Genomic DNA, 21,584 nt, shown 5'->3' with positions numbered 1-21,584 from the left:
AGGGTCGTCTTATGGATTAGGTGCTATAAACTGGAGCGCTTCATCCAATTGTGAAATATCAAAATAACGCTCTTCGTAACCTTTTCGCAGTCTTTCAAAGAAAAGAGCATCAAGGGACACTAAGGCCTTTAAGATGTTCGAATTGGCCACAACGGCTATATTCCCTATTTGCCCGTAATTCCCTAGGGTCCATTTGGCATCTTCCACAAGTGCTTTTACCTCACTATGGCTAATTTTCAACTCGTCAAGCTTTACCAGTACATTCACATGGTCGTATCCTTCGTCAATTTTTTCTTGAAAGAACTTTAGGGCCAATTTTTCATCGGTTTCGGTAAATCCGTCTATAACCTCTAAAGCTAGGGAGTTGCCCTCATAAGTTTTTAATTTTTCAATCATTTTTCCTGTTTAAAGCGTGTTGTAATAAAAGGCGGTAAGCCCTATAATATCCGTCAAAAGTAAAGGCTTCGGTCGATCCCCATCATGACTTGGGTCAGTGAGCGGTTCAAGATATAATACGTCCGTCTTCCATCTGGATAATACGGTCCGTTCGTTGGGCAAAATCCTCGTCATGGGTCACCACCAAAAGGGAAAGTCCCTCTTCCTCTTTCAGCCTTTTAAATATATTAAAAACGTTATCCGAGTTCTGACTGTCGAGATTTCCGGTAGGTTCATCCCCCATAAGAATGATGGGATTATTGATCAAGGCCCTGGCTATGGCTACCCGTTGCTTTTCACCCCCCGATATTCGCGAAGCGCGTTGTTGGGCCAGATAATCGATATGAAGCATTTCTAGCTTTTGCATAGCATCGCGTTTTATATCGGCATGTGATTTCTCGTTCAGTTTCTTTGCCGGAAGCATGACATTTTCCAAAACACTGAATTCCGACAATAAGTAATGGAACTGAAAGACAAAGCCTATATGCTTGTTTCTAATACGCGACAGTTCTTGATGCGACCTTCCCGTGACCAGTTCATGATTGAGGTAGAGTTCACCTGTATAGTCGGTATCCATGGTCGATAAAATATAGAGTAAGGTAGATTTTCCCGAGCCGGATTTTCCCATAATGGAAGCAAACTCGCCCACTTTCACCCCAAAAGAGATATCCTTAAGTACATGAAAGTCCTTTGGCTTATAAAAATGCTTATTGATGTTTTTCGTTTCTAGAACATATTCCATTTTTCCGCTTTTAAGTTCCACGAATAATGCGCACCGGATCTATGTGTTTGGCCTTTACGGAAGGCAGCCAACCCGCAATAAAAGTAGAAAGCAGTGCAAAAGTGAGTCCCACTACATAGTAGCTGATATCAAAACTTATAGGATAGGTCTTTATGGTGGGCAGGGCGGCCGTCTCAAAAGCTACATTGTCTATGATATGCGATAGGCCGAAGCCAAGGAGGAGTCCGAGAACACCTCCTACCACCCCGATGATCATGGCCTGGCTCATAAAAATAAGCTGTACATCGCGCCCCGAAAAACCCGTGGCTTTCAGAATGGCGATATCCTTCATTTTTTCGTAGATGAGCATGTTCAAGATGTTGTAAATTCCGAAGCCCGCCACGATCAACAAAGTAATGGATACGGCATAGGTAATCAGGTTTCTAATGTTGGATCCGGTCTCGAACTGGGCATTGGCCTCATTGATATCCGTAGCCTTTATGTCAAACTGTTTTTGCAGCCGTTTTGCCATGGCCGGCGCCCCTTCAATATTAAAAAGCCTAATATTGATATCGGTAATATAGTTCTGTGCCTCGCCTAGAATCCGCTGTACGGTCTTAAGGTTGGCAAAACTCTGAATGTTGTCTACATCGGCCACCCCGCTTTGGTAGAAACCTACTATTTTCAAGGGAAAAATATCGCCCGATACGGTACTTACCTGTACCCTATCCCCCACCGACAAGGACATTTTTTCGGCAAGGCCCGAACCTAGCAATATGCCATTTTCGGTATTCTTAAGGGCTTGAGGGCTTCCTTGAACGATGTAATCGCCCATGTTGGAGAGTCGTGTCTCCTCCATAATATCGATACCCACTAGGTTACCGCTCAATTCTATGGAACCCGACAAATAAAAAATCTGGGCCCTGAGCTGGGGCGTGGCCCCTTTTACCTCCTTATCCTTTTTGAGATAGCTTAAAATGGGCAGGGCGTTATGAATCTTCTTCTGACTTTGTCTAGGTTTAATCGAATGCACAATGTTTACCGAATTTTGAAATTCGTCATAAAGCGATATGGGCTGGGTTTCGCTCGGTTCGATCTCGTTGTACAAATGAATATGCGGCGTTTGGTTCAAGATGAGTCCATCTAACATAACATTCAGACCGGTCATAAAGCTGATCAGGGTAATATAGGCGCCAATACCGAACGTAACCCCCAAGGCTGCGGTAGCCGTAGACTTTACCTTGGTTACCAAATGTGTTTTGGCAATGTTCAATATAACGCTCCAATTGGTCATTGTTCCGGTTTTAACAGCTCGGTATTTTCGCCGATTCCCTCAACAATCTCTACCCGATCTAAATTTTGCAATCCCGTAACCACCTCTACCATACCCTTAGCGGTACGTACGCTATTGCCATTTATAAGATAGGTCTTGGGAATGGTCAATGCCTCTTTCTTTTGGGCGATGATAATATTGCCCTCACCTGCCAACCCCGGATACAGGATTTTTGGCGGGTCGTCAAAACTGGCCTCTACCGTAAAGGTCTGTGAGCGCTCATCCTTACGCGGATAGATTTTGTCTACCGTGGCAACGAAGACCTCCGAAGGGTATGCATCTAAGGTAACCAAGGTCTTTTGGCCCAAACTGAGTTTTACGATATCCACTTCGTCTACCAGCATTTTGATGATAAAATCCGAATCGCTCCCTACTGCGGCTATGGGCTCCATCGTGCTTACGATTTCACCGGGTTCTTTCATCAGTTCATAGACCTTGCCATTGATCTTGCTCGTTACCGTAAAGTCCTTTGTATTGATCTGTGCCGACTCATAGTTGTTCCGTGCTTGGCGTACTTGGGTCAACAGTTCGTTCTTGGTACGCTCGTACTTACTTTTCAGGAGGTTAAGATTGTTTCGGGAAAGCTCATAGGCCAATTTACGGTTATCAAATTCAACCTTAGACCCTATGTTTTGTGACCACAGGCGTTTCTGTCTATAGAAATTGATGGAATCGTTATGAAACGATAGGGTGGCCGCTTTTATTTCGTCTTCCAAGCCCTTGAGCACGGCCGCGCTTCCGTTATAGTTTTCTTGGGCCAAGCGTAACGAAAGCTTGGCATTTTCCGTATTCAGTTTGGGGGTGTTATTGATAATCTGCAGCAAAGGGCTTCCCTTTTTGACACGATCGCCCTCCTCTACCAAATTGCGGTCTAAAATTCCGCCAACGGCCGAATACACCTTATACAGACTATCGGGCTGTACCGTAGCCGAGGCATAGACCGATTCGGTGAGTTCCGCTTTTTGGGGAAGGATTTTTTCCTCATCATCACCGCATGATTGCAGTACCAATACCAAGACCCATATAAATATATAACGCATAGTTTATAAATTGCAGATATCCAAATTAAAACGAAATTCCGTTCCAAGAACATGAGATAAGTCATACTATTGACAATTTCGTTAAAAAAAGCACTACTATCGCCATCGGAAGGTGACCTGCCCTTTGCTCCTTAACTTACTCCAATAAAATGACATAGATCAATCGCGCTATATTTTATTTCCCTTATTTTTGGAAAAAGAACGTATATGGCCGTTGAAAACTTGGGTATTGATGGACTGACCGACGCGCAGGTAGAACGATCAAGAAAAACCAACGGGGCCAATTCATTTGCTTATAAGGAAACAAACGGTTTTTTAGATGCCCTAAAAGGTATCTTAAAAGAACCTATGATCCTTTTGCTCTTGGTGGCCTCCTCCATTTATTTTATCAGCGGTAATTTTGGCGACGGTATCTTTATGGTCGCCGCCATTGTATTGGTGGGCTCCATTTCGCTTTATCAAGATTCGAGAAGCCGGAAGGCCTTGGAAAAACTAAAGAACCTGACCGAACCCAACTGCCAGGTCATCCGTAACGGCAAGGTCGTGGAGATTCCCAGTGAGGAGCTGGTCGTTGGCGACAGCCTGATCGTAGAGGAAGGCACAATGGTTCCTGCGGATGGCACCATCGTTCATTCCAACGACTTCTCCGTAGACGAATCCATACTCACCGGAGAATCGCTTTCGGTCTTTAAGGATGTTTCTTCTACCGATAACACTATTTTTAGCGGCACCACCGTAGCCAGTGGTCTGGCCATTGCCGTCGTTACCGCTATAGGCAACCACACCCAACTGGGAAAAATCGGCAACAGTCTAAACACCATTGAAGACGAAAAAACGCCCTTAGAACTGCAAATCGCAAATTTTGTAAAGCAGATGGCTCTTTGGGGCGGCCTTACGTTTCTTTTGGTATGGGGCATTAATTACTTCAATTCGCGTGATGTACTCGATAGTTTACTAAAGGCCCTGACACTTGCCATGAGTATTCTTCCTGAAGAGATTCCCGTGGCCTTTACCACCTTTATGGCCTTGGGAGCCTGGCGACTGATGAAATTGGGCGTTGTGGTAAAACAGATGAAAACGGTGGAGACCTTGGGTAGCGCTACCGTTATATGCACCGATAAAACCGGGACCCTCACCCAGAACAAAATGAGCCTGGCCCGATTGTTTTCCATGAAGGCAGCAAGGGTAGTCTCTCTCGAGGAAAGCTTAAATAACGAAGAAAAAGAGCTGATTACCATAGCCATGTGGGCCAGTGAACCCATACCTTTTGACCCCATGGAAACCGCTTTGCACCAAGCCTATGGAAAGCATACGGATGTGGACGAAAGGCCCAATTACCATATGATCCACGAATATCCGCTAGGCGGAAAGCCCCCCATGATGACGCATGTGTTCGAAAATCGGGCCGGCCAGCGGATCATTGCCGCCAAGGGCGCACCGGAAGCCCTGATACAAGGCTCGCACCTCAGCGCCGAGGAAAAGCGATCCATCTATTCTACCATAGAGGAACTGGGCAAACAAGGCTTTCGTTTATTGGGCGTAGGGCAGGCCCTATTCGAAGGAAACGATTTTCCTCAATACCAACAGGACTTTAAATTCGAATTTAAGGGACTGGTGGCCTTTTACGATCCGCCTAAGGAAAACATCCCACAGGTGCTCAAAGATTTCAATACGGCCGGAATAAACGTAAAACTGGTAACGGGAGACAATGCCGCTACGGCCGTAGCCATTGCCAAGGAAATCGATTTTATTGGTTACGATAAATGTATGTCGGGTGACGAATTGATGCAGTTGACCGATGCGGAATTACAGGAGAGGGTAACGGACACCCAAGTGTTCAGCCGAATGTTTCCCGAAGCCAAGCTTAGAATTATCAATGCCCTAAAAGTGAACAACGAAGTCGTGGCCATGACAGGTGACGGGGTCAACGACGGCCCGGCGCTCAAGGCGGCACACATCGGCATTGCCATGGGAAAAAAGGGCACGGAAATCGCCAAGCAGGCGGCCTCATTGATTTTGGTCGACGACGACCTCTCTAAAATGGTAGATGCCATTGCCATGGGACGAAAGATCTATACCAACCTCAAAAAAGCGATCCAGTATATTATCTCCATCCATATTCCCATCATATTAACGGTATTTATCCCCTTGGCCTTGCGGTGGAGCTTCCCTTCTATATTTTCACCATCGCATGTTATTTTGTTGGAACTCATCATGGGGCCCACCTGCTCCATTATTTACGAAAACGAGCCCATGGAAAAAAATACCATGAACAAGAGACCCCGGCCGTTTACGACCACATTTTTCAATTTCAACGAATTAATTACAAGCATCGTACAAGGTCTAATCATTACCTTGGCTTCACTATCGGTATACCAATATGCCGTAGCGCAAAGCCTTGATGAGGACACTACCCGTACCATGGTCTTTATGGTGCTGATCGTGGCCAATATCTTTTTGACCTTGGTGAACCGATCTTTCTATTACTCGCTATGGACGACCTTGAGGTACAAGAACAATCTAGTTGCCCTGATTATCGGCATAACGATCGCCTTGACCACTAGCCTACTCTTCGTGCCCCCCTTGACCGCCTTCTTTGAATTCAGCACCTTAAATGTAGACCAATTGTTCGTTTGCCTATTGGCCGGTAGTATTTCGGTACTCTGGTATGAGGTGGTAAAATGGGGCAAACGCCTAGGAGCTAAGGAAAACTAGTATGTGGGTACAAGGAAAAATACCCTAGGGAACAAGCCTAAAGTTTTTCGCCATAGGCCAGGTCACCTGCATCCCCTATGCCGGGAATAATATAGCCCCTGGCATTCAGCTCGGGGTCAATGGCAGAAATCCATAGATGGGTGTTTTCAGGAAATACCTTTTGAACGTGGGCCACGCCCTCTTGCGCCCCTATGACCGAAACAATGTGTATCTGTGCCGGCGTGCCGTGGTTTTTTAATACTTTCAAGACATTCTCCAATGTTTTCCCGGTAGCCAACATCGGGTCTGTCAGCACCAATATCTTGCCTTCTAAGGAAGGTGCCGCGAAATAGTTGACAATGACCTCAAAGGCATCTTCGTCTCCCCTATGGTGACGATATGCCGAAATAAAGGCATTTTCCGCCCCGTCAAAATAATTTAACAACCCCTGGTGCAAGGGAAGTCCGGCCCGTAAAACGGAACACAAAACCACATGGTCCGTGGGTAGGCTCATTTCCTTGCTTCCTAATGGTGTATGTACCTGACTGCTTTCGTACCGAAACGATTTGCTCATTTCATAACCTAGCACTTCCCCGATACGCTCGATATTCCGCCTGAACCGCATAGCATCCTTTTGGATATCAACATCCCTGATTTCTGCAATGAATTTGTTCATCAGCGAATTGTTTTCGCCAAGGTTATGAATCGTCATAATTATCGTTTGATTTGAGTTATGAATATGTTTTTATTACAAAGGTATCGGACTTTCCGAATTTGTTCAAAAGGTACACCTAAATCGGAAATTCGAAAAAGTTTACCAAAAAAAAGGGTGTTGCCAATAACAACACCCCTTTTTCAACCATCTAAAATATTTGATGCGGAACCACCTATTTTACTCGATAATCGAGATTAAATACTCCGAGGCTTGCCTCGAAATCAAGGCGTATTCTTTTAATGCCTCGCGGGCTTATCCCGAGGTAGTTTACTTTATCTATTTTCCCCCTCCATTTTTGAAGCTTATTTATCACCATAGAACGCAATGCTCCACATACCACGTACTTGGTCAACATCATAGCCGACCGCCTTATCGTTCGGGTACAATTTCTTCAGTGCCGCCATAGTCTCGGGCAGTACTTGCTCATTGGGTTTGCCGTGACATTGTAGACAAAGGGCATTGGTTACTATTGGTGCGTAAAAGGAGACTTCATCGTTTTCAGTATGTACCACGGGGGATACTTCCTCTCCCGACGCCAAGGCTTCCTTGAAAGAGGCTATATATTCTAATTCTTGGGCACTGGCCTTGTTTTTGGGATTTCTGGGCCTATCGGAAACCCTTTGAATGACCGCATTTTTCATCAAAGACACACTATCCGTAATTTTTATGGCCTCTAGGTTGCAGAAACCTATGGCCCCTACGGGTCCCTTTTCCTGAATGGCCTTCGTTAAGCTCTTCCCTAACTGCATTTGGGCTTCTTTTGCATATGACATCCCTATAGAGGCATACACTTTATCGGGGTCGGGATAATCAAAACAATGGCATTCTTCCATCCCCATACCTTTTTTATGTGCCATTTTGAAATAGTCATCAAAGCCGTCGGGCCGTTCCAATTCGTTATCATAGATATAATCGGCAATCTGTGCCACGGCCTCATCGCGGTTGGGCAGATAGGGCATGGGACCGAACCTTTTATGGGCGGCGGGAATTTTGGTTTCCGTTTCCGGATCGTTCACCCATTTGATCAAGGCTTCCGTAAACTCCTCTTTGCTCACGGTCGAATCGATATAATGTCTCTTGATCGCTTCCATAGGCGGTGCAATCCGATTCGCCATGGTCGCTTTAGGATCATGGCACATATAGCACTCCCTCTCCATAATGAGTTTTCCCGGATGTGGTTCCTTGGCCTCAACGGTTTGGGTTTGCCCATTATCATCAACAGGTTCCGTTTTTGTTTTTTGACCGTCCTTACAACTTGCAAAGAAGAGAACAACTAGTAAATAAATACAGTACTTTTTCATTCGGTTGATTTTTAGATAAAAGGCTTCGTGCTTTTCGGAATCGGTCAAAGGTTCGGGAAGCCCATCGGGACACCCTCTCCATTCCCTATAACGAGAACACCGCCGACATTAAGAGTTCGACTTCACGATCTGTACAATATCGTTTTTCTGTAGTACCCCCGACTGTCGCCAGACCTGTTTTCCGTTTTTGAACAATAGCATGGTGGGTACGCCACGAACGTTATAGGTATTCGCCAAGGGCTGATTTTTATCCACATCGATCTTTACGATCTTAATGGCATCCCCTAGTTCGTCTTTGACTTGTTTTAAAATAGGGGCCAACATTTTACAAGGCCCACACCAGTCGGCATAAAAATCTACCAGTACAGGTGTATCCGATTCTACGATTTTACTGAAACTACTTTTCATTCCTGAAATTTTGATGGTTAAAATTACTGAAAATAGATCTCTGCGAAACTGACCAATATCATGGTTTTATAAATTCTTCTCGATTAGTTTTATACAGTAATCAAAGCTACCGAGATTCCATTAATTCTAAATTTAAGATAATGATAAAAAATATACTGGTGCCTACCGACTTTTCAAACTATGCCTACAGCGCGCTTTTCTACGCTACCCGCTTGTTGGCGTCAAAGGAATGTACCTTTTACCTTCTCAACGTATACGATCAACTTACCCCTTTAGAGGGGGGCAAGCCAGAATTCTTGGTAGGAAAGAAACTGCTGGAACAATTAAAGGTTGCATCCAACGATAATCTTACGGCCCTTAAACACCGTATCAACCTAGACAATGAAAACCCCTTGCACCGGTTCGAGACCATATCGAAAAAAGGAAATTTGGTAAAGACCATACACCAGATGCTCAATCCATACGACATAGATCTCATCGTCATGGGCAGCAAGGGCCATACCGGGGCTAAAGAAATTTTCTTGGGAAGCAACACCATACAAGTGGCCGACACCATAACCCAATGCCCTATTTTGACCGTTCCCAAGCAAAGGGACTTCTCAAAACCTAAAGACCTTGCCTTTGTAACTGACTATAAAAGGGGATGTACCAAAAAAACGATTACCCCCCTCATGTTCATTACCGAGCTCTTCGACGCCAAAATAAAGGTCATGCACATCAATGAAGAAGAAGAGCTAAGTAAAGAACAACAATCACATAAAGAAATGCTCGAACTATGCCTTAAACACATTGACCACAGTTTCCACTGGGTACGGGCCTTTTCCGACAAGGCCGTGGCCATTGACGATTTCTTGAAGACCAAAGGCATTGATATGTTCGCCATGGTCTATTATAAACACAGTTTTTTTGAGCGCCTTATACACGAACCTGTGGTAAAGGATATAAGTAAGTATACCGATGTTCCCTTTCTTATCCTTCCTTATAAAGACTGACCGCCAAAAATAGGTAAACCACTAAAAATCAATTAGATTTATTAACCCTTGAAAAAAGAACAGCATGTACAAAAGAATATTGGTGCCCACGGATTTTTCAAAAAATGCCCTCAATGCGGTGCGGTACGCCCTTGATCTCTATGCAAAATTGAATTGCGAGTTCTACTTTTTAAACGTTTTTAAACTCGAAAACTACACTACCGACAGCCTTATCATGCCAGAACCCGGTAGCGCGGAATACGAAGCTGCAAAGGCAAAATCTGAAGAAAACTTTGTGAGATTGTTGGATATGTTGGCGCTGCACCATGACAATCCAAAGCATATCTACCATACCACATCTACCTTTAATTTTTTGACGGAAGCCCTAAAACAGATGATTTCCGAAAAAGATATCGATTTGGTGGTCATGGGCACCAAGGGGGCCTCATTAACCAAAGGGGTCATCTTTGGCAGTAACACGGTCAATACCATGGAAAAGATAACGGAATGTCCGGTATTGGCCATACCCCAAGACACACACTTTTCAACACCCAAGGAAATCGTTTTTTCAACAGACTACAAGTCAGACTTTAAACGGAAGGAATTAAGCTACCTCATAGAAATCGCCAAGATGCACGGGGCGGCCGTTCGTGTACTCCATGTTAGCAAAAAACAAATCTTGACCGCCGAACAAGAAAAAAACAAAGTCCTGTTAAGCCATATATTCGAACAAATAGACCACAGTTTCCATACCCTTTCGGAAAAGAAAGTGGCTAACGGTATTACAGCCTTTGTAGAAAGTAGGGAAAGCGATATGATCGCCTTTATCAACCATAAGCATTTTTTCTTTGCGAGTATATTTTCCAGACCCTTGGTCAAGGAAATAGGCTATGACGCCACCGTTCCCATTTTGGCCCTGCGTTAAAAAACAAGAATTTGAAGGTTTTTTGGAGAAAATTTCGGCAATCCTCCCTTTTTCACCTTAGGGACAAGAACATGTACAATACGCATGGTTAACTTTATAAGCAAACCTATATGGACGCACTTCTCGATTTTCTCAAAGACCCTTTTGCCGCAAAGGTGATCAAGCTGTTGTTATGGATCATCTTTATCATCATCGCCATTGGTCTTCTAAGGAAACTCCTCAAAAAACGCATCGGTGATGCCACAATAAGGTACAAGGCCCAGAAAGGTGTTGAACTGGTGGGCTATTTTTTTATTTTTTTCTTGGTCTTGATCTCGTTTACCGTAGAAAGTATTGAAGACTATACCATTATTATCGGTCTATTTACGGCAGGAATCACATTCACCCTTCAAGAGCTTATTTTGAGCATAGCGGGTTCCTTTTACATCTTTTTCGTTCGCGTGTACAAACCGGGCGATCGAATCGAGATCAACGGCATAAAAGGCGATGTCATTGACATTGACAGTATTTACACCACCCTAATGGAATTGGGCGAATGGGTGAGCAGTGACAATTACTCGGGACGCATCGTCAAAATCAGCAATGCCTTTGTATTCAAAGGCCCTATAAAGAATTACTCTATGGACTTTCCCTTTGTCTGGGACGAACTCAATATTCTAATTACACACGAATCGGATATTGCCCTGGCCAAGAAAATTGTATTGGCCGATGCCACGGAGTTGCTTTCCGAATACACCAAAAACTCCTTGGCCAAATGGAAGGAAATGGTAGCCCATTACTACATAGAAGATGCCACGCTAGAACCGACCCTAGCCCTTAAGATTACCGACAACTGGATAGAGGTCAACCTTAGGTACATTACCGACTATAAGCTTCGGCGTGCCACCAAACACCAGCTGTTCGAACGTATACAACAGTCGATATTCGCCACCGAAGGCAAGGTCGTACTGGCCTCCACTACCCTACAACTATTGAAGATTCCCGATATAAACGTCCAGGTCAAACCCCAAGCATAAACCAACCGTATCCATTTTAAAAAGCAATGAAGAACAAAACGGAATTCGATATTATAAAGTCCTCCGGCGCAAAGGCCAAGTTTTCCATAGACAAGCTCAGAAACTCCCTCAAACATACGGGGGCCAATCATGAATTGGTAGAGAAAATCGTAGATCAAGTACGCGACGAACTTTATGAAGGCATATCTACCAATGAGATATACAATAGGGCCTTTGCCCTACTAAAAAAAAGGAAATCGGTTTTCGCCTCAAAGTACAAGCTAAAAAAGGCCATTTACGAATTAGGCCCTACCGGTTTTCCCTTTGAACGGCTTATAAGTGCCCTTTTGACCTATTCCGGCTACCGGACCAAGGTAGGCATTGTTATGGATGGCCTATGCGTTACCCACGAAATTGACGTGGTGGCCGAGAAAAATAATACCGTAACCGTTATTGAATGCAAGTTTCACGGTGAAGAAGGCCGCAATTGCAATGTAAAGATACCGCTGTATATACACTCGCGCTACAATGATGTCAAGTCCCATTGGAATACCAAGACCAACGAGACAAAGACATTGGGCCCAGGTTGGGTCGTGACCAACACACGCTTTACCTTAGATGCCGTCAAATATGGAACCTGTGCCGATTTATATTTATTGAGCTGGGACTACCCCTTTAACAATGGCCTCAAAGACCGTATCGATAGATTGGGCCTTTACCCGATTACCGTTTCTACGATATTGAGCAGTAGCGAAAAGCAGTTTTTGCTGAGCAGGGATGTAGTGCTCTGTCGCGAACTATGGAAAAACAAGTTCTTATTAGACCATTTAGGGATATCGATAACCAGAAAGAGTAAAATACTGAACGAAATTGAACAACTCTGCAACCCTTAGGCTATGAATAAAGTAAAAATTCACTTTTTGGGTGCCTCGGGCACCGTAACCGGATCGAAATTTTACCTGGAAACCCCTGAACTCAACGTTATGGTGGACTGTGGTATGTACCAAGGCCTGAAGGAATTACGGCAATTGAACTGGGCGCCCTTGCCCATAGATGCCTCAAAAATAGATGTGGTACTCTTGACACACGGACACCTAGACCATACGGGCTACCTTCCGAGATTGGTTATGGAAGGATTTAAGGGAAAGATAATTGCGACCCCTCCTACCTTGGCCATAACCGAAATCATTCTTTTGGATAGTGCTAAAATTCACGAGGAAGAAGCCGAACGCGCCAATAAGGAAGGCTATAGCAAACACCATCCTGCCAAGCCCTTCTACTCGATCCGGGAAGCGGAACGAGCCATAGGCCTTTTTTCTTATGGGGAAAAAGACCAATGGATTTCCCTTTCCGAACACCTACGGTTGAGGTTCAAGTATAACGGACACATTATAGGGGCAACCTTTATAGAGTTGGAAATTTTTGGAAAGCTGTTTGTCTTCTCTGGGGATATAGGACGCGAACACGATATCTTATTGGCCCCTCCCGAACATCCGAAATGGGCCGACTACCTCTTTATTGAAAGCACCTATGGCAACAAATTGCACCCGCAGGAAGATGTTGAGGAAATTTTGGTCGACCTGGTCACCGAAACCATCAACCAAAGGGGCAACCTTATCATTCCGTCCTTTGCCGTAGAGCGCTTGCAATCGCTGATGTATGTTTTGTGGCAATTGTTCAAGAAAAACAGAATACCTAACATTCCTATTTTTATCGATAGCCCTATGGGCAATAATGTATTATCGGTTTTTGAACGGTTTCCCGAATGGCATAAACTCTCAAGCAAGGAGTACCAGTCCATGTGCAAGCATTTCAATATTATAAGTTCGTATGCAGATACCTGGAAGACCATTGACGACCCTAGACCTAAAATCGTAATAGCGGGTAGCGGCATGGTTACCGGGGGCCGGGTACTCACCTATCTGAAACAACTCATGCGCCATTCCTCAACAACGGTCTTGCTTGTAGGATATCAGGCAGAGGGCACTAGGGGAAGGCAGCTTTTAGAAGGGGCCTACGAATTGAAACTGTTCGGAAAGTACTATCCCGTAAAATCGAAAATACGCCACTTGGAAAGCCTGTCGGCTCATGCCGACCAAAAAGAACTGCTCCATTGGATGGAAGATATCAAAAATATACCCGAAACGGTCTTTCTCATTCATGGCGAACCTACGGCACTCGATGCTTTTCGGGTCAAGATCGGCGATGTTCACAACTGGCGCGTACACATTCCTAAATTGAACGAGACCAAAGAAATTATCTTATAGTCCCCTAAATGACCTAGGTCATTGTGTCTGCGTACCACCGCACCTATATTCGCTTATATATGGAAACTATGACAACAATAACCGAAACCTCTACATCGCGCTGGACACAGCAGAAAAAAGAAGGGGAACTCTTTAGGGAAATTCAGCAATGGAAATCGAGTCTTAGATTTTTAGAAGATGAAATTGCCTTTATGGAACATCTATTGGATTCATACGTTTTTGAACCCGATACCCCTATCTTGTTCGATCGCCTACAAAACCACAAAAGTGGCCTACAAAATATAGAAGGCGCCGTGAAGAAAATTCAGGACCAAATCTACAAACACGAAAACATGTTGGGCGGAATCTTGGAATGTAACACCGCACCTTTTGACATAGCTTTCTATAGACGGCATGAACGCCTGCAATTCGAGGTCGATTTCTGCACGACAAGTTTTGGTGGTTTAAAGACCGATATCTTCAGCTATGCGGGTACGATACTGAAAAAACGCAAACCTTAAAACGATTTAATGTATCTTAGTTTAGTTCAAGAACTGATAATTGTCATTTTTATCCACTCCTAGAACTTATACCTTGTGTGCGATTCTTTTAGTGGGATATGGGGCATCAAGTCTTATCATACGCTGGACAATTGAAGAAAAATACGTTTATGAAAAAACTATCGATACTACTCTTAGTCCTTTTTGTCAGCTGTTCTTCGACCAGCTTGGTCGAAAATTGGAAAAACCCCGACATTGTTTTGTTCGACGCCCAAAAGGTGCTCATTGTGGGGATGACCCAAAATGAAAACGCAAGGGAGCGTTTCGAGACCAAGCTTCAAAAAGAATTTGACAAGCGGAATGTGGAGGCCATGCGAAGCCTTGATGTTTTTGATGTATCGTTTACCGACTCGAAAAAAACGGAAAAAGAACTTGATGACGTTGAACAAAGCCTCTTGGACAAAGATTTTGACGCCATTCTATTTACCAAAGTTACGGGGTCTGAAAACCGGGAAAGTTTTTTGCGTACCCTCGCAAAATTGGATAACTATAAAGGGCGGTTCAATGATGATTACCTTAGGAACCAAGACATCTATTACGATGACGACTACTACGAAAAATTTGACGTCTATCACGCAGAAACTACCCTCTACTGTATTTGTGAAGGCAAAGATCGGTCAATGATCTGGCGTGGCAGCATCGATGTCACCGACCCTACGAACATTGAAAAAACCGTAGATGACTACATAAAACTTATTGTTCTCGCCATGGAAGAACAAGATTTGATCTTTAGAAAAGAAAAATAACCATCTTAGGCCCTTTTCTAAGCCTTTCCTTTGATCAAATGCTTGGGAAAATCTTCTACACGCTCACAACAGATCTGCTCCATAACCTGTTGTAATTCGGTTTTAAGCAACGATATGGTGTGGTTACCTCCATTGTTGCCCAAAGCACCAACACCGTACATGAAGGAGCGTCCCATAAAGGTAAACTTGGCCCCACTGGCCAATGCCCGGGCCACATCGGGACCGGAACGTATGCCGCTATCCATCATTACCGTTAGCTGGTCGCCGTATTTTTCCGCTATTCTAGACAATGGTTTTATGGTAGATTCGCCGGCATCCAATTGTCTTCCCCCGTGATTGGACACAATGACCCCATCGATACCTAAACGTAAGGCTTTTTCCACATCGGCTTCATTGGCTACACCCTTTAAGACCAACTTGCCTTTCCACATATCGCGAATGGGCTTGATCTTCTCTTCGTTCAATCGTCCCGAAAAGGTCTGATCCATAAATTTTCCCAATTGCTTTAAATCCAAACCTTTGGGCATATAGGGTTTTAAGGTCTCAAAATTTGGTTGACCGTGAATAAGGGTTTTCATTGCCCATTCCGGTTTACCCATAATTTGAAGTATATTTTTCAATGACATTTTAGGAGGCATGGCCAATCCGTTTCTAATGTCCCTTGGTCTAAAACCAAAGGTAGGCACATCGCAGAGAATAACGAGAACCGGGCATTCCGCCACGGCAGCCCTTCTGATAATATCGTCCCGCAAGGAATTCTCCGTAGGGTGGTACAACTGAAACCAGGCTTGGCCTTCCGTAATCTCCGAAATGCGTTCAATACTACTGGTACTTACCGTACTCAACACAAAGGGAACGTTGTGTTCAAATGCCGCTTTCGCCAAAATTTCAGGGGCATTGGGCCACATCAATCCTTGCAGACCGACCGGTGCTATACCAAAAGGGGCATCGTAGGTATGACCGAAAATTTCGGTTTTCATGACAGATTCGGTGTGCTTGCTGAGATAATACGGCAAGAGTTCCACCTCACGGATTTCTGCGGTATTCTTAATGAGATTGACATCTTCGTTGCATCCGCCATCCAAGTATTCAAAAGCGAATTTCGGCATCTTCTCCATCGCCCTATTTCTCAGGTCGCTTATGGAAGGATAACGCGCATCAAAGCCTTTTGCTATTTTTTTTCCCATTGTAGTATGTGCTATGTGAAACGGCACCTCTTTAATAGGTGCCGCCCAAATTTTATTTCAAAATAAATACTATTCTAAATCGTATTTTTTATACGCCCTGTGACCATAAAAGGCTACCACAAAAAAGCAGAGCATAGGAAGTACAAAGGAGAAATTCACCTCTGGGACCCCCAGTATACGTACATCGCTATATCCCGATCCGCCAATGTCCAATATTAGTCCCTGTAACATGGGCATAAATGCCCCACCTACAATGGCCATCACCAAAAACGCAGAGGCCGATTTGGCATCGTCTCCCAGTCCTGTCAAGGCAATTCCGTAAATCGTCGGGAACATCAAAGACATGCAAAAAGACACCATGACCAAGGAATATAGTCCGATTTCACCCTGTATAAAGATAGTTCCCGCACAGAAGAGAATCGCCAAAAGGGAGAGCATCATCAGCAATCTTCCCGAGTTGATGAATTTTAAGAGATAGGTACACAAAAAGCGACTGATCAGAAAAATCACCAAGGCGGCGTAGGCGTAGTTTACGGCATCCCTATTGTTTATACCAATGTTTTCGGCATACTGGTAAATATAGGTCCAACACATGATCTGGGCACCGACATAAAACATTTGGGTGAGCATTCCCCCCACAAAGCGTTCCTTTCTAAAAATCCTTTTAATAGACTCCCTTAAGCCTACTTGATTTTCCTTTTTGCCTTCCGGCATTTTAACCATGGCAATGACGACGAACATAAAAATCACGAAGAGCCCCAAGCCTACATAGGGGTTTCTGATGACCATTAGATCCGAAGTCTTGACGGCGGCCTTTGCCGATTCCGATAGTGTTTCATAAATATAGGACCCATCTTCGGCCATATCGTCCGACTGTAGGGCCCCCAGAATAAAAAACTGGGCCACGAACAGGCCGGAAAGTGCCCCCAAGGGGTTAAAGGCCTGTGCGAGGTTCAAGCGCAAGGTTGCGGTTTCCTCCGCTCCCATGGCCAAGATATAAGGGTTGGCCGTAGTTTCGAGAAAGGCAAGTCCAAAGGTCAGCACATATAACGCCAAAAGAAAGAACAGATAGTTCTCCATGGCCGCTGCGGGATAGAACATAAGGGCCCCTACCGCATATAGGGCAAGACCCACCAAAATACCGACTTTATAACTGAACTTTTTCACCACATACGCTGCGGGCAATGCCATGGTAAAATAGCCTCCGTAAAAAGCGGCCTGTACCCAGGAAGCCTGTGTATTGTTCAGTTCCAATATTCTTTTAAACGCGGCTACCATAGGATTGGTAATATCATTCGCAAAACCCCAAAGGGCAAATAAAGACGTAATCAATAAAAAAGGAAAAAGAATTTCCTTGGCTACTACCGGTATTTTTTGTTCGCTTTTCATGTGGTTTGTTATGCTGTTATTGCCCTATCCAAGTGTGTATATCCCCCATCCACAAAAATTAACTGTCCTGTAGTATGGCTCGATAGTTCCGACAATAGAAAAACGGCCGTATTGGCTATTTCCGTCGTTGTCGTCATACGATTGCCCAGTGGAATCTTATCCGTAATGTCCTTTAATTTCTTTTCGGGTTCGGAAAATGTACCGATCCATTTTTCGTACAAGGGCGTATAGCACTCTGCCACAATTACGGCATTTACCCTTATTTCATAGGGCAGGAGTTCTATGGCCCATTCCCTGGTAAGGGCATTTCGACCTCCATTGGAAGCCGCATAACCCGATGTTCCTCCCTGTCCGGTAAAAGATGTTTTAGACCCTATGTTCACAATGGCCCCCTTGCTCTTTTTAAGCTCGGGAAGCGCATATTGCGCCATGAGGTAATAATGCACCAAATTCTTGTGCAAAGAAGCCATAAAGTCTTTGTAATTGCCGTTTTCCAAGCCGACCCCGTCATTTACGCCTGCATTATTCACAAGACCGTCGATTCTTCCGAAGGTAGAAACTACCTGCCCTACGGCCGCTTTACATTGTTCCGGATCTGTTAACTCGGCAAAGGCAAACCCTACTTGTCCACCACTTTTTTCAATTTCTTCGGCCACCGCAATGATACTCGGTTTGTTTCTCCCAATGATAAAGGGAATGGCCCCTTCTTTTGATAGCACCTGACTAACGGCGAGACCGATTCCCTTTGAACCACCGGTTACAATTATGACCTTATCCTTCAAGTTCAAGTCCATCTTCCCGCTATTTGTATGCCTTTACGTGTTGTTTAGAGCTTCCCAATCCTTCGATACCAAGTTCTACCACATCGCCTTCCTTGATGTATTTAGGAGGGTTAAACCCTAGGCCTACACCCGAAGGCGTTCCTGTGGAAATAATATCCCCGGGCAACAAGGTCATATACTGACTGATATAACTGACCACTTCCTGTACGTTGAAAATAAAATCGGAGGTGTTGCTGTCTTGAAGGGTTTCACCATTTAACTTCAACCATAAGTCAAGGTCATTGGGGTTTTTGATCTCATCCGCTGTTGCGATAAACGGACCTATGGGGGCAAACGTATCACATCCCTTTCCTTTACACCATTGTCCTTCTTTCTCTATTTGAAAAGCGCGCTCACTGTAATCGTTGTGCAGTACATAGCCGGCCACATGGTCTAAAGCATTTTTTTCCTCTACATAGGAAGCCTTCTTTCCGATAACAACCGCCAATTCTACTTCCCAGTCGGTTTTTTCACTATTCTTAGGAATGATCACATCATCGTTCGGACCTACAATGGCCGACGTCGATTTGAAGAAAAGAACAGGTTCTTTGGGTATGGCCATTCCACTTTCCGCTGCGTGCTTGGCATAATTTAAGCCCACACATACGATTTTTGAAGGGCGTACCAAAGGCGATCCCAAACGCACATCATTAGAAATTACGGGACAGTTTCTTTCGTTTCTTTCCAACCATTCGGCCAGTTTTTCTATGCCATCGCCACCAAAAAAATCTTCGTTGTACTCCGGTACGAATTCGGAAACATCCAAGCGTGTACCGTTATCCAATTGCACTCCGGGTTTTTCAGCCCCTATACTTCCAAATCTTATTAATTTCATAGGTAATTTATATTTTAATACGTCTGTATATTTATTGTTTTGATCCCGTTTTTACTACGAACCGTTTAAGGTAACAAATCCCCCATCTATTGGGAAATTAGTTCCCGTAATAAACGAAGCCTCTTCCGAGCAAAGGTATACGGCTAAATTGGCGACCTCCTCAGGTCTCCCCATTCTACCAATAGGCTGGGTTTTAGAGAGCTTTTCAAAAATTTCCTTTTCCCGACCGGGGTAATTCTTATTAATAAATCCATCCACAAAAGGCGTGTGTACCCTACCTGGGGAAATACAGTTACACCTAATGCCATCATTTAAATAGTCTTTGGCCACGGAATACGTCATGGTCAATACCGCGCCCTTGGTCATGGAATAGGCAAACCTATCGTTGATCCCTACCGATGAAGCTATAGAGGCCATATTGATGATTACCCCTTTGGTCTTCTTTAATGAATCAATACCGGCATACATACAATTGTACACCCCTTTGATATTTACATCGTACAAGCGATCTAAATCTTCTTCCTTACAGTTTTCTAAGTTTCCGATGTGGGCAATACCCGCATTATTGATCAGAATATCTATGGGGCTTTCTGCCGTTATGGCCTCAAATGCGGCAACTACCTCTTTCTGGGCCGCCACATTGCAGCTATAGGTATAGGCCATACCGCCCATATCTTCAATAAGTGTTGCGGTTTCCTTTGCATTTTCTTGGTGCATCTCCAAAATATGAAGAATAGCACCTTGTTCGGCAAGGGCCAAGCAAATGGCCCTGCCTATACCGCTACCGCCACCGGTAACCACTGCCGATTTATCCTTTAAACTAAATTTCATAGGTATTTTATAATGTTGTGCTTAATTCCTTTTCCCAATAACTCCCGTTCGGAAAGCTGTACTCCGCCAAGGATCCGGGTTTCATAGTAATACTATAACCAGCCATGCTAGGTGGCATATACGCCCCATTTTTGATAACTACAGGATCAAAAAAATGTTCGTGCAAATGGTCTACAAATTCAATAATACGATTTTCCAAGGAACCGCTTATGGCAATATAGTCGATCATTGACAAATGCTGTACATATTCACAGAGTCCGACTCCCCCTGCATGCGGGCAAACCGGAATATTGAATTTAGCCGCCATGAAAAGGATGGCCAATATTTCATTGACGCCCCCTACCCTACAGCTATCTATCTGGCATATTCCTATGGCATTGGCCTGCATCAATTGCTTGAACATCACCCTGTTCTGACAGTGCTCGCCCGTAGCCACTTTAATAGGCGCTACCGCCTTGGCTATCTTGGCATGCCCTAAAATATCATCAGGACTTGTAGGTTCTTCAATCCAATATGGGTCGAATTTTTTCAGTTCGGCCATATTTTCGATAGCTTCGTCCACATCCCATTTTTGGTTGGCATCCATCATTAACCGTAGCTCGCTCCCAATTTCTTCACGAATGATGGCCGCACGGCGCATATCATCTTGCAAATCCGAACCGACCTTGATTTTCATATGGTCGAAACCTGCTGCCTTTGCTTCCCGACAAAGCCTACGCATCTTATCATCGGAATAGCCCAGCCATCCTGCAGAAGTAGTATAGGCGGGATAACCCGACGCTTTCAAACGGGCTATACGTTCTTGCTTTGTTCCTTCATTTTTCTTTAGCATGGCCAAGGCCTCTTCTGGCGTGACCGCATCGGTTATATAGGTAAAATCAACGCAACGAACCAACTCTTCGGGAGTCATGTCGGCCAACAATTTCCACAAGGGCTTCCCTTCCGCCTTGGCGTATAGATCCCATACGGCATTGACCACGGCTCCGGTAGCCAAATGTATGACCCCTTTTTCCGGCCCGAGCCATCTCAATTGGCTATCGCCCGTAATCATTTTCCAAAAGGCACCCATATCGGCCGTAAAACTTTCCAGTGTTTTTCCGACGACCAAAGGCGCTAAGGATTGGATGGCAGCCGCACATAACTCATTGCCCCTCCCGATGGTAAACGTCAAACCGTGACCTTCGAGGCCGTTCTCGGAATCGGTCTTTAATATTACATAGGCCGCGGAGTAATCCGGATCAGGATTCATGGCATCGGAACCATCTAGGGACTTACTCGTTGGAAAACGGACATCTTTGATTTCGACCCCCGTAATTGTTATCTTCTTTGACATAAATTCTATATTAACAGCGCAAAATTAAACGCTCATGTTTTTGAAAACCACCTTATAATCTACCTAAAGTGATACTTTTTTTGCCCAAAAATGGATTT

General features: G+C 44.4%; 21 protein-coding genes. 8 read left to right on the top strand and 13 right to left on the bottom strand.

Translation table 11 applies throughout. The features are described from left to right. Window positions 1-9: 9 nt before the first annotated feature. The 4 genes from ZOBGAL_RS16410 to ZOBGAL_RS16395 form a co-directional block, all read right to left on the bottom strand. Complete coding sequence (locus ZOBGAL_RS16410) at window positions 10-396, bottom strand: SpoIIAA family protein (protein ID WP_013994820.1); 387 nt, start codon at window positions 394-396, stop codon at window positions 10-12. A 106-nt stretch (window positions 397-502) separates the two neighbouring features. Then, window positions 503-1,177, bottom strand: a complete 675-nt coding sequence (locus ZOBGAL_RS16405; RefSeq protein WP_013994819.1) for an ABC transporter ATP-binding protein — start codon at window positions 1,175-1,177, stop codon at window positions 503-505. 10 nt (window positions 1,178-1,187) lie between these two features. Continuing rightward, window positions 1,188-2,450, bottom strand: a complete 1,263-nt coding sequence (locus tag ZOBGAL_RS16400) for an ABC transporter permease (protein WP_013994818.1) — start codon at window positions 2,448-2,450, stop codon at window positions 1,188-1,190. Continuing rightward, window positions 2,447-3,529 (bottom strand): efflux RND transporter periplasmic adaptor subunit, encoded by a 1,083-nt coding sequence (locus ZOBGAL_RS16395; RefSeq protein WP_013994817.1) that lies wholly within the window; start codon window positions 3,527-3,529, stop codon window positions 2,447-2,449. Before ZOBGAL_RS16395 ends, ZOBGAL_RS16400 begins: the two co-directional genes overlap by 4 nt. 207 nt (window positions 3,530-3,736) lie before the next feature. On the opposite strand from ZOBGAL_RS16395, the gene ZOBGAL_RS16390 reads away from it, so the two are divergent. Then, window positions 3,737-6,244, top strand: coding sequence for a cation-translocating P-type ATPase (locus ZOBGAL_RS16390; RefSeq protein WP_013994816.1), 2,508 nt, complete (start codon window positions 3,737-3,739; stop codon window positions 6,242-6,244). Window positions 6,245-6,281: 37 nt separating this feature from the next. Here the strand turns inward: ZOBGAL_RS16390 and upp are convergent, their stop codons facing one another. The 3 genes from upp to trxA form a co-directional block, all read right to left on the bottom strand. Further along, entirely contained in the window at window positions 6,282-6,935 is a 654-nt protein-coding gene (gene upp, locus ZOBGAL_RS16385) for a uracil phosphoribosyltransferase (protein ID WP_013994815.1), read from the bottom strand. A gap of 305 nt (window positions 6,936-7,240) precedes the next feature. Then, window positions 7,241-8,239, bottom strand: a complete 999-nt coding sequence (locus ZOBGAL_RS16380; protein ID WP_013994814.1) for a Tll0287-like domain-containing protein — start codon at window positions 8,237-8,239, stop codon at window positions 7,241-7,243. A 108-nt stretch (window positions 8,240-8,347) separates the two neighbouring features. Continuing rightward, a complete protein-coding gene (gene trxA, locus ZOBGAL_RS16375; RefSeq protein WP_013994813.1) occupies window positions 8,348-8,647 on the bottom strand; it encodes a thioredoxin in 300 nt (99 codons plus the stop codon). 140 nt (window positions 8,648-8,787) lie between these two features. Here trxA and ZOBGAL_RS16370 point away from each other — a divergent pair, with 140 nt between their 5' ends. The 7 genes from ZOBGAL_RS16370 (at window position 8,788) to ZOBGAL_RS16340 (ending at window position 15,090) form a co-directional block, all read left to right on the top strand. Then, window positions 8,788-9,639: a universal stress protein gene (locus ZOBGAL_RS16370; protein ID WP_013994812.1), complete on the top strand. Its 852-nt coding sequence runs from the start codon at window positions 8,788-8,790 to the stop codon at window positions 9,637-9,639. 64 nt (window positions 9,640-9,703) lie between these two features. Continuing rightward, window positions 9,704-10,543 carry a universal stress protein gene (locus ZOBGAL_RS16365; protein ID WP_013994811.1) on the top strand — a complete coding sequence of 280 codons (840 nt, stop codon included), beginning with the start codon at window positions 9,704-9,706 and terminating at the stop codon, window positions 10,541-10,543. Between the two features lie 110 nt (window positions 10,544-10,653). Then, window positions 10,654-11,559, top strand: coding sequence for a mechanosensitive ion channel family protein (locus ZOBGAL_RS16360; RefSeq protein ID WP_013994809.1), 906 nt, complete (start codon window positions 10,654-10,656; stop codon window positions 11,557-11,559). Window positions 11,560-11,585: 26 nt separating this feature from the next. Then, the gene (locus tag ZOBGAL_RS16355) at window positions 11,586-12,431 is read left to right on the top strand and encodes an ATP cone domain-containing protein (protein ID WP_013994808.1); all 846 of its coding nucleotides are present in this window, start codon (window positions 11,586-11,588) and stop codon (window positions 12,429-12,431) included. Window positions 12,432-12,434: 3 nt separating this feature from the next. Further along, window positions 12,435-13,805: an MBL fold metallo-hydrolase RNA specificity domain-containing protein gene (locus ZOBGAL_RS16350; protein ID WP_013994807.1), complete on the top strand. Its 1,371-nt coding sequence runs from the start codon at window positions 12,435-12,437 to the stop codon at window positions 13,803-13,805. 68 nt (window positions 13,806-13,873) lie between these two features. Continuing rightward, window positions 13,874-14,305 (top strand): hypothetical protein, encoded by a 432-nt coding sequence (locus ZOBGAL_RS16345; RefSeq protein ID WP_046288010.1) that lies wholly within the window; start codon window positions 13,874-13,876, stop codon window positions 14,303-14,305. A gap of 149 nt (window positions 14,306-14,454) precedes the next feature. Beyond that, a complete protein-coding gene (locus ZOBGAL_RS16340; protein WP_013994805.1) occupies window positions 14,455-15,090 on the top strand; it encodes a hypothetical protein in 636 nt (211 codons plus the stop codon). Between the two features lie 17 nt (window positions 15,091-15,107). Here the strand turns inward: ZOBGAL_RS16340 and ZOBGAL_RS16335 are convergent, their stop codons facing one another. From ZOBGAL_RS16335 to ZOBGAL_RS16310, 6 genes are all read right to left on the bottom strand, one after another. Continuing rightward, complete coding sequence (locus tag ZOBGAL_RS16335) at window positions 15,108-16,277, bottom strand: alpha-hydroxy acid oxidase (RefSeq protein WP_013994804.1); 1,170 nt, start codon at window positions 16,275-16,277, stop codon at window positions 15,108-15,110. A gap of 69 nt (window positions 16,278-16,346) precedes the next feature. Next, window positions 16,347-17,666, bottom strand: coding sequence for an L-fucose:H+ symporter permease (fucP, locus tag ZOBGAL_RS16330; RefSeq protein ID WP_013994803.1), 1,320 nt, complete (start codon window positions 17,664-17,666; stop codon window positions 16,347-16,349). A gap of 8 nt (window positions 17,667-17,674) precedes the next feature. Next, on the bottom strand, window positions 17,675-18,460 hold the full coding sequence (locus tag ZOBGAL_RS16325; RefSeq protein WP_013994802.1) for an SDR family oxidoreductase: 786 nt from the start codon (window positions 18,458-18,460) through the stop codon (window positions 17,675-17,677). 7 nt (window positions 18,461-18,467) lie between these two features. Further along, window positions 18,468-19,322, bottom strand: a complete 855-nt coding sequence (locus ZOBGAL_RS16320; protein ID WP_013994801.1) for a fumarylacetoacetate hydrolase family protein — start codon at window positions 19,320-19,322, stop codon at window positions 18,468-18,470. Between the two features lie 54 nt (window positions 19,323-19,376). Further along, window positions 19,377-20,153, bottom strand: coding sequence for an SDR family NAD(P)-dependent oxidoreductase (locus tag ZOBGAL_RS16315; RefSeq protein ID WP_013994800.1), 777 nt, complete (start codon window positions 20,151-20,153; stop codon window positions 19,377-19,379). A gap of 7 nt (window positions 20,154-20,160) precedes the next feature. Further along, window positions 20,161-21,486, bottom strand: a complete 1,326-nt coding sequence (locus tag ZOBGAL_RS16310; protein ID WP_013994799.1) for an L-fuconate dehydratase — start codon at window positions 21,484-21,486, stop codon at window positions 20,161-20,163. Window positions 21,487-21,584 lie beyond the last annotated feature (98 nt).

This window comes from Zobellia galactanivorans, assembly GCF_000973105.1.
GTDB classification, from domain to species: domain Bacteria; phylum Bacteroidota; class Bacteroidia; order Flavobacteriales; family Flavobacteriaceae; genus Zobellia; species Zobellia galactanivorans.
This window is presented reverse-complemented; position numbering and strand designations above follow the sequence as displayed.

Excerpts from the sequence above, each read along its gene's own strand:
- ZOBGAL_RS16410 (WP_013994820.1), bottom strand. The coding sequence starts at position 396 with ATGATTGAAAAATTAAAAACTTATGAGGGCAACTCCCTAGCTTTAGAG.
- upp (WP_013994815.1), bottom strand. The coding sequence starts at position 6,935 with ATGACGATTCATAACCTTGGCGAAAACAATTCGCTGATGAACAAATTC.
- ZOBGAL_RS16350 (WP_013994807.1), top strand. The coding sequence starts at position 12,435 with ATGAATAAAGTAAAAATTCACTTTTTGGGTGCCTCGGGCACCGTAACC.
- ZOBGAL_RS16380 (WP_013994814.1), bottom strand. The coding sequence starts at position 8,239 with ATGAAAAAGTACTGTATTTATTTACTAGTTGTTCTCTTCTTTGCAAGT.
- ZOBGAL_RS16345 (WP_046288010.1), top strand. The coding sequence starts at position 13,874 with ATGACAACAATAACCGAAACCTCTACATCGCGCTGGACACAGCAGAAA.
- trxA (WP_013994813.1), bottom strand. The coding sequence starts at position 8,647 with ATGAAAAGTAGTTTCAGTAAAATCGTAGAATCGGATACACCTGTACTG.
- ZOBGAL_RS16335 (WP_013994804.1), bottom strand. The coding sequence starts at position 16,277 with ATGGGAAAAAAAATAGCAAAAGGCTTTGATGCGCGTTATCCTTCCATA.
- fucP (WP_013994803.1), bottom strand. The coding sequence starts at position 17,666 with ATGAAAAGCGAACAAAAAATACCGGTAGTAGCCAAGGAAATTCTTTTT.
- ZOBGAL_RS16405 (WP_013994819.1), bottom strand. The coding sequence starts at position 1,177 with ATGGAATATGTTCTAGAAACGAAAAACATCAATAAGCATTTTTATAAG.
- ZOBGAL_RS16360 (WP_013994809.1), top strand. The coding sequence starts at position 10,654 with ATGGACGCACTTCTCGATTTTCTCAAAGACCCTTTTGCCGCAAAGGTG.
- ZOBGAL_RS16325 (WP_013994802.1), bottom strand. The coding sequence starts at position 18,460 with ATGGACTTGAACTTGAAGGATAAGGTCATAATTGTAACCGGTGGTTCA.
- ZOBGAL_RS16340 (WP_013994805.1), top strand. The coding sequence starts at position 14,455 with ATGAAAAAACTATCGATACTACTCTTAGTCCTTTTTGTCAGCTGTTCT.
- ZOBGAL_RS16400 (WP_013994818.1), bottom strand. The coding sequence starts at position 2,450 with ATGACCAATTGGAGCGTTATATTGAACATTGCCAAAACACATTTGGTA.
- ZOBGAL_RS16370 (WP_013994812.1), top strand. The coding sequence starts at position 8,788 with ATGATAAAAAATATACTGGTGCCTACCGACTTTTCAAACTATGCCTAC.
- ZOBGAL_RS16395 (WP_013994817.1), bottom strand. The coding sequence starts at position 3,529 with ATGCGTTATATATTTATATGGGTCTTGGTATTGGTACTGCAATCATGC.
- ZOBGAL_RS16315 (WP_013994800.1), bottom strand. The coding sequence starts at position 20,153 with ATGAAATTTAGTTTAAAGGATAAATCGGCAGTGGTTACCGGTGGCGGT.
- ZOBGAL_RS16320 (WP_013994801.1), bottom strand. The coding sequence starts at position 19,322 with ATGAAATTAATAAGATTTGGAAGTATAGGGGCTGAAAAACCCGGAGTG.
- ZOBGAL_RS16365 (WP_013994811.1), top strand. The coding sequence starts at position 9,704 with ATGTACAAAAGAATATTGGTGCCCACGGATTTTTCAAAAAATGCCCTC.
- ZOBGAL_RS16355 (WP_013994808.1), top strand. The coding sequence starts at position 11,586 with ATGAAGAACAAAACGGAATTCGATATTATAAAGTCCTCCGGCGCAAAG.
- ZOBGAL_RS16390 (WP_013994816.1), top strand. The coding sequence starts at position 3,737 with ATGGCCGTTGAAAACTTGGGTATTGATGGACTGACCGACGCGCAGGTA.
- ZOBGAL_RS16310 (WP_013994799.1), bottom strand. The coding sequence starts at position 21,486 with ATGTCAAAGAAGATAACAATTACGGGGGTCGAAATCAAAGATGTCCGT.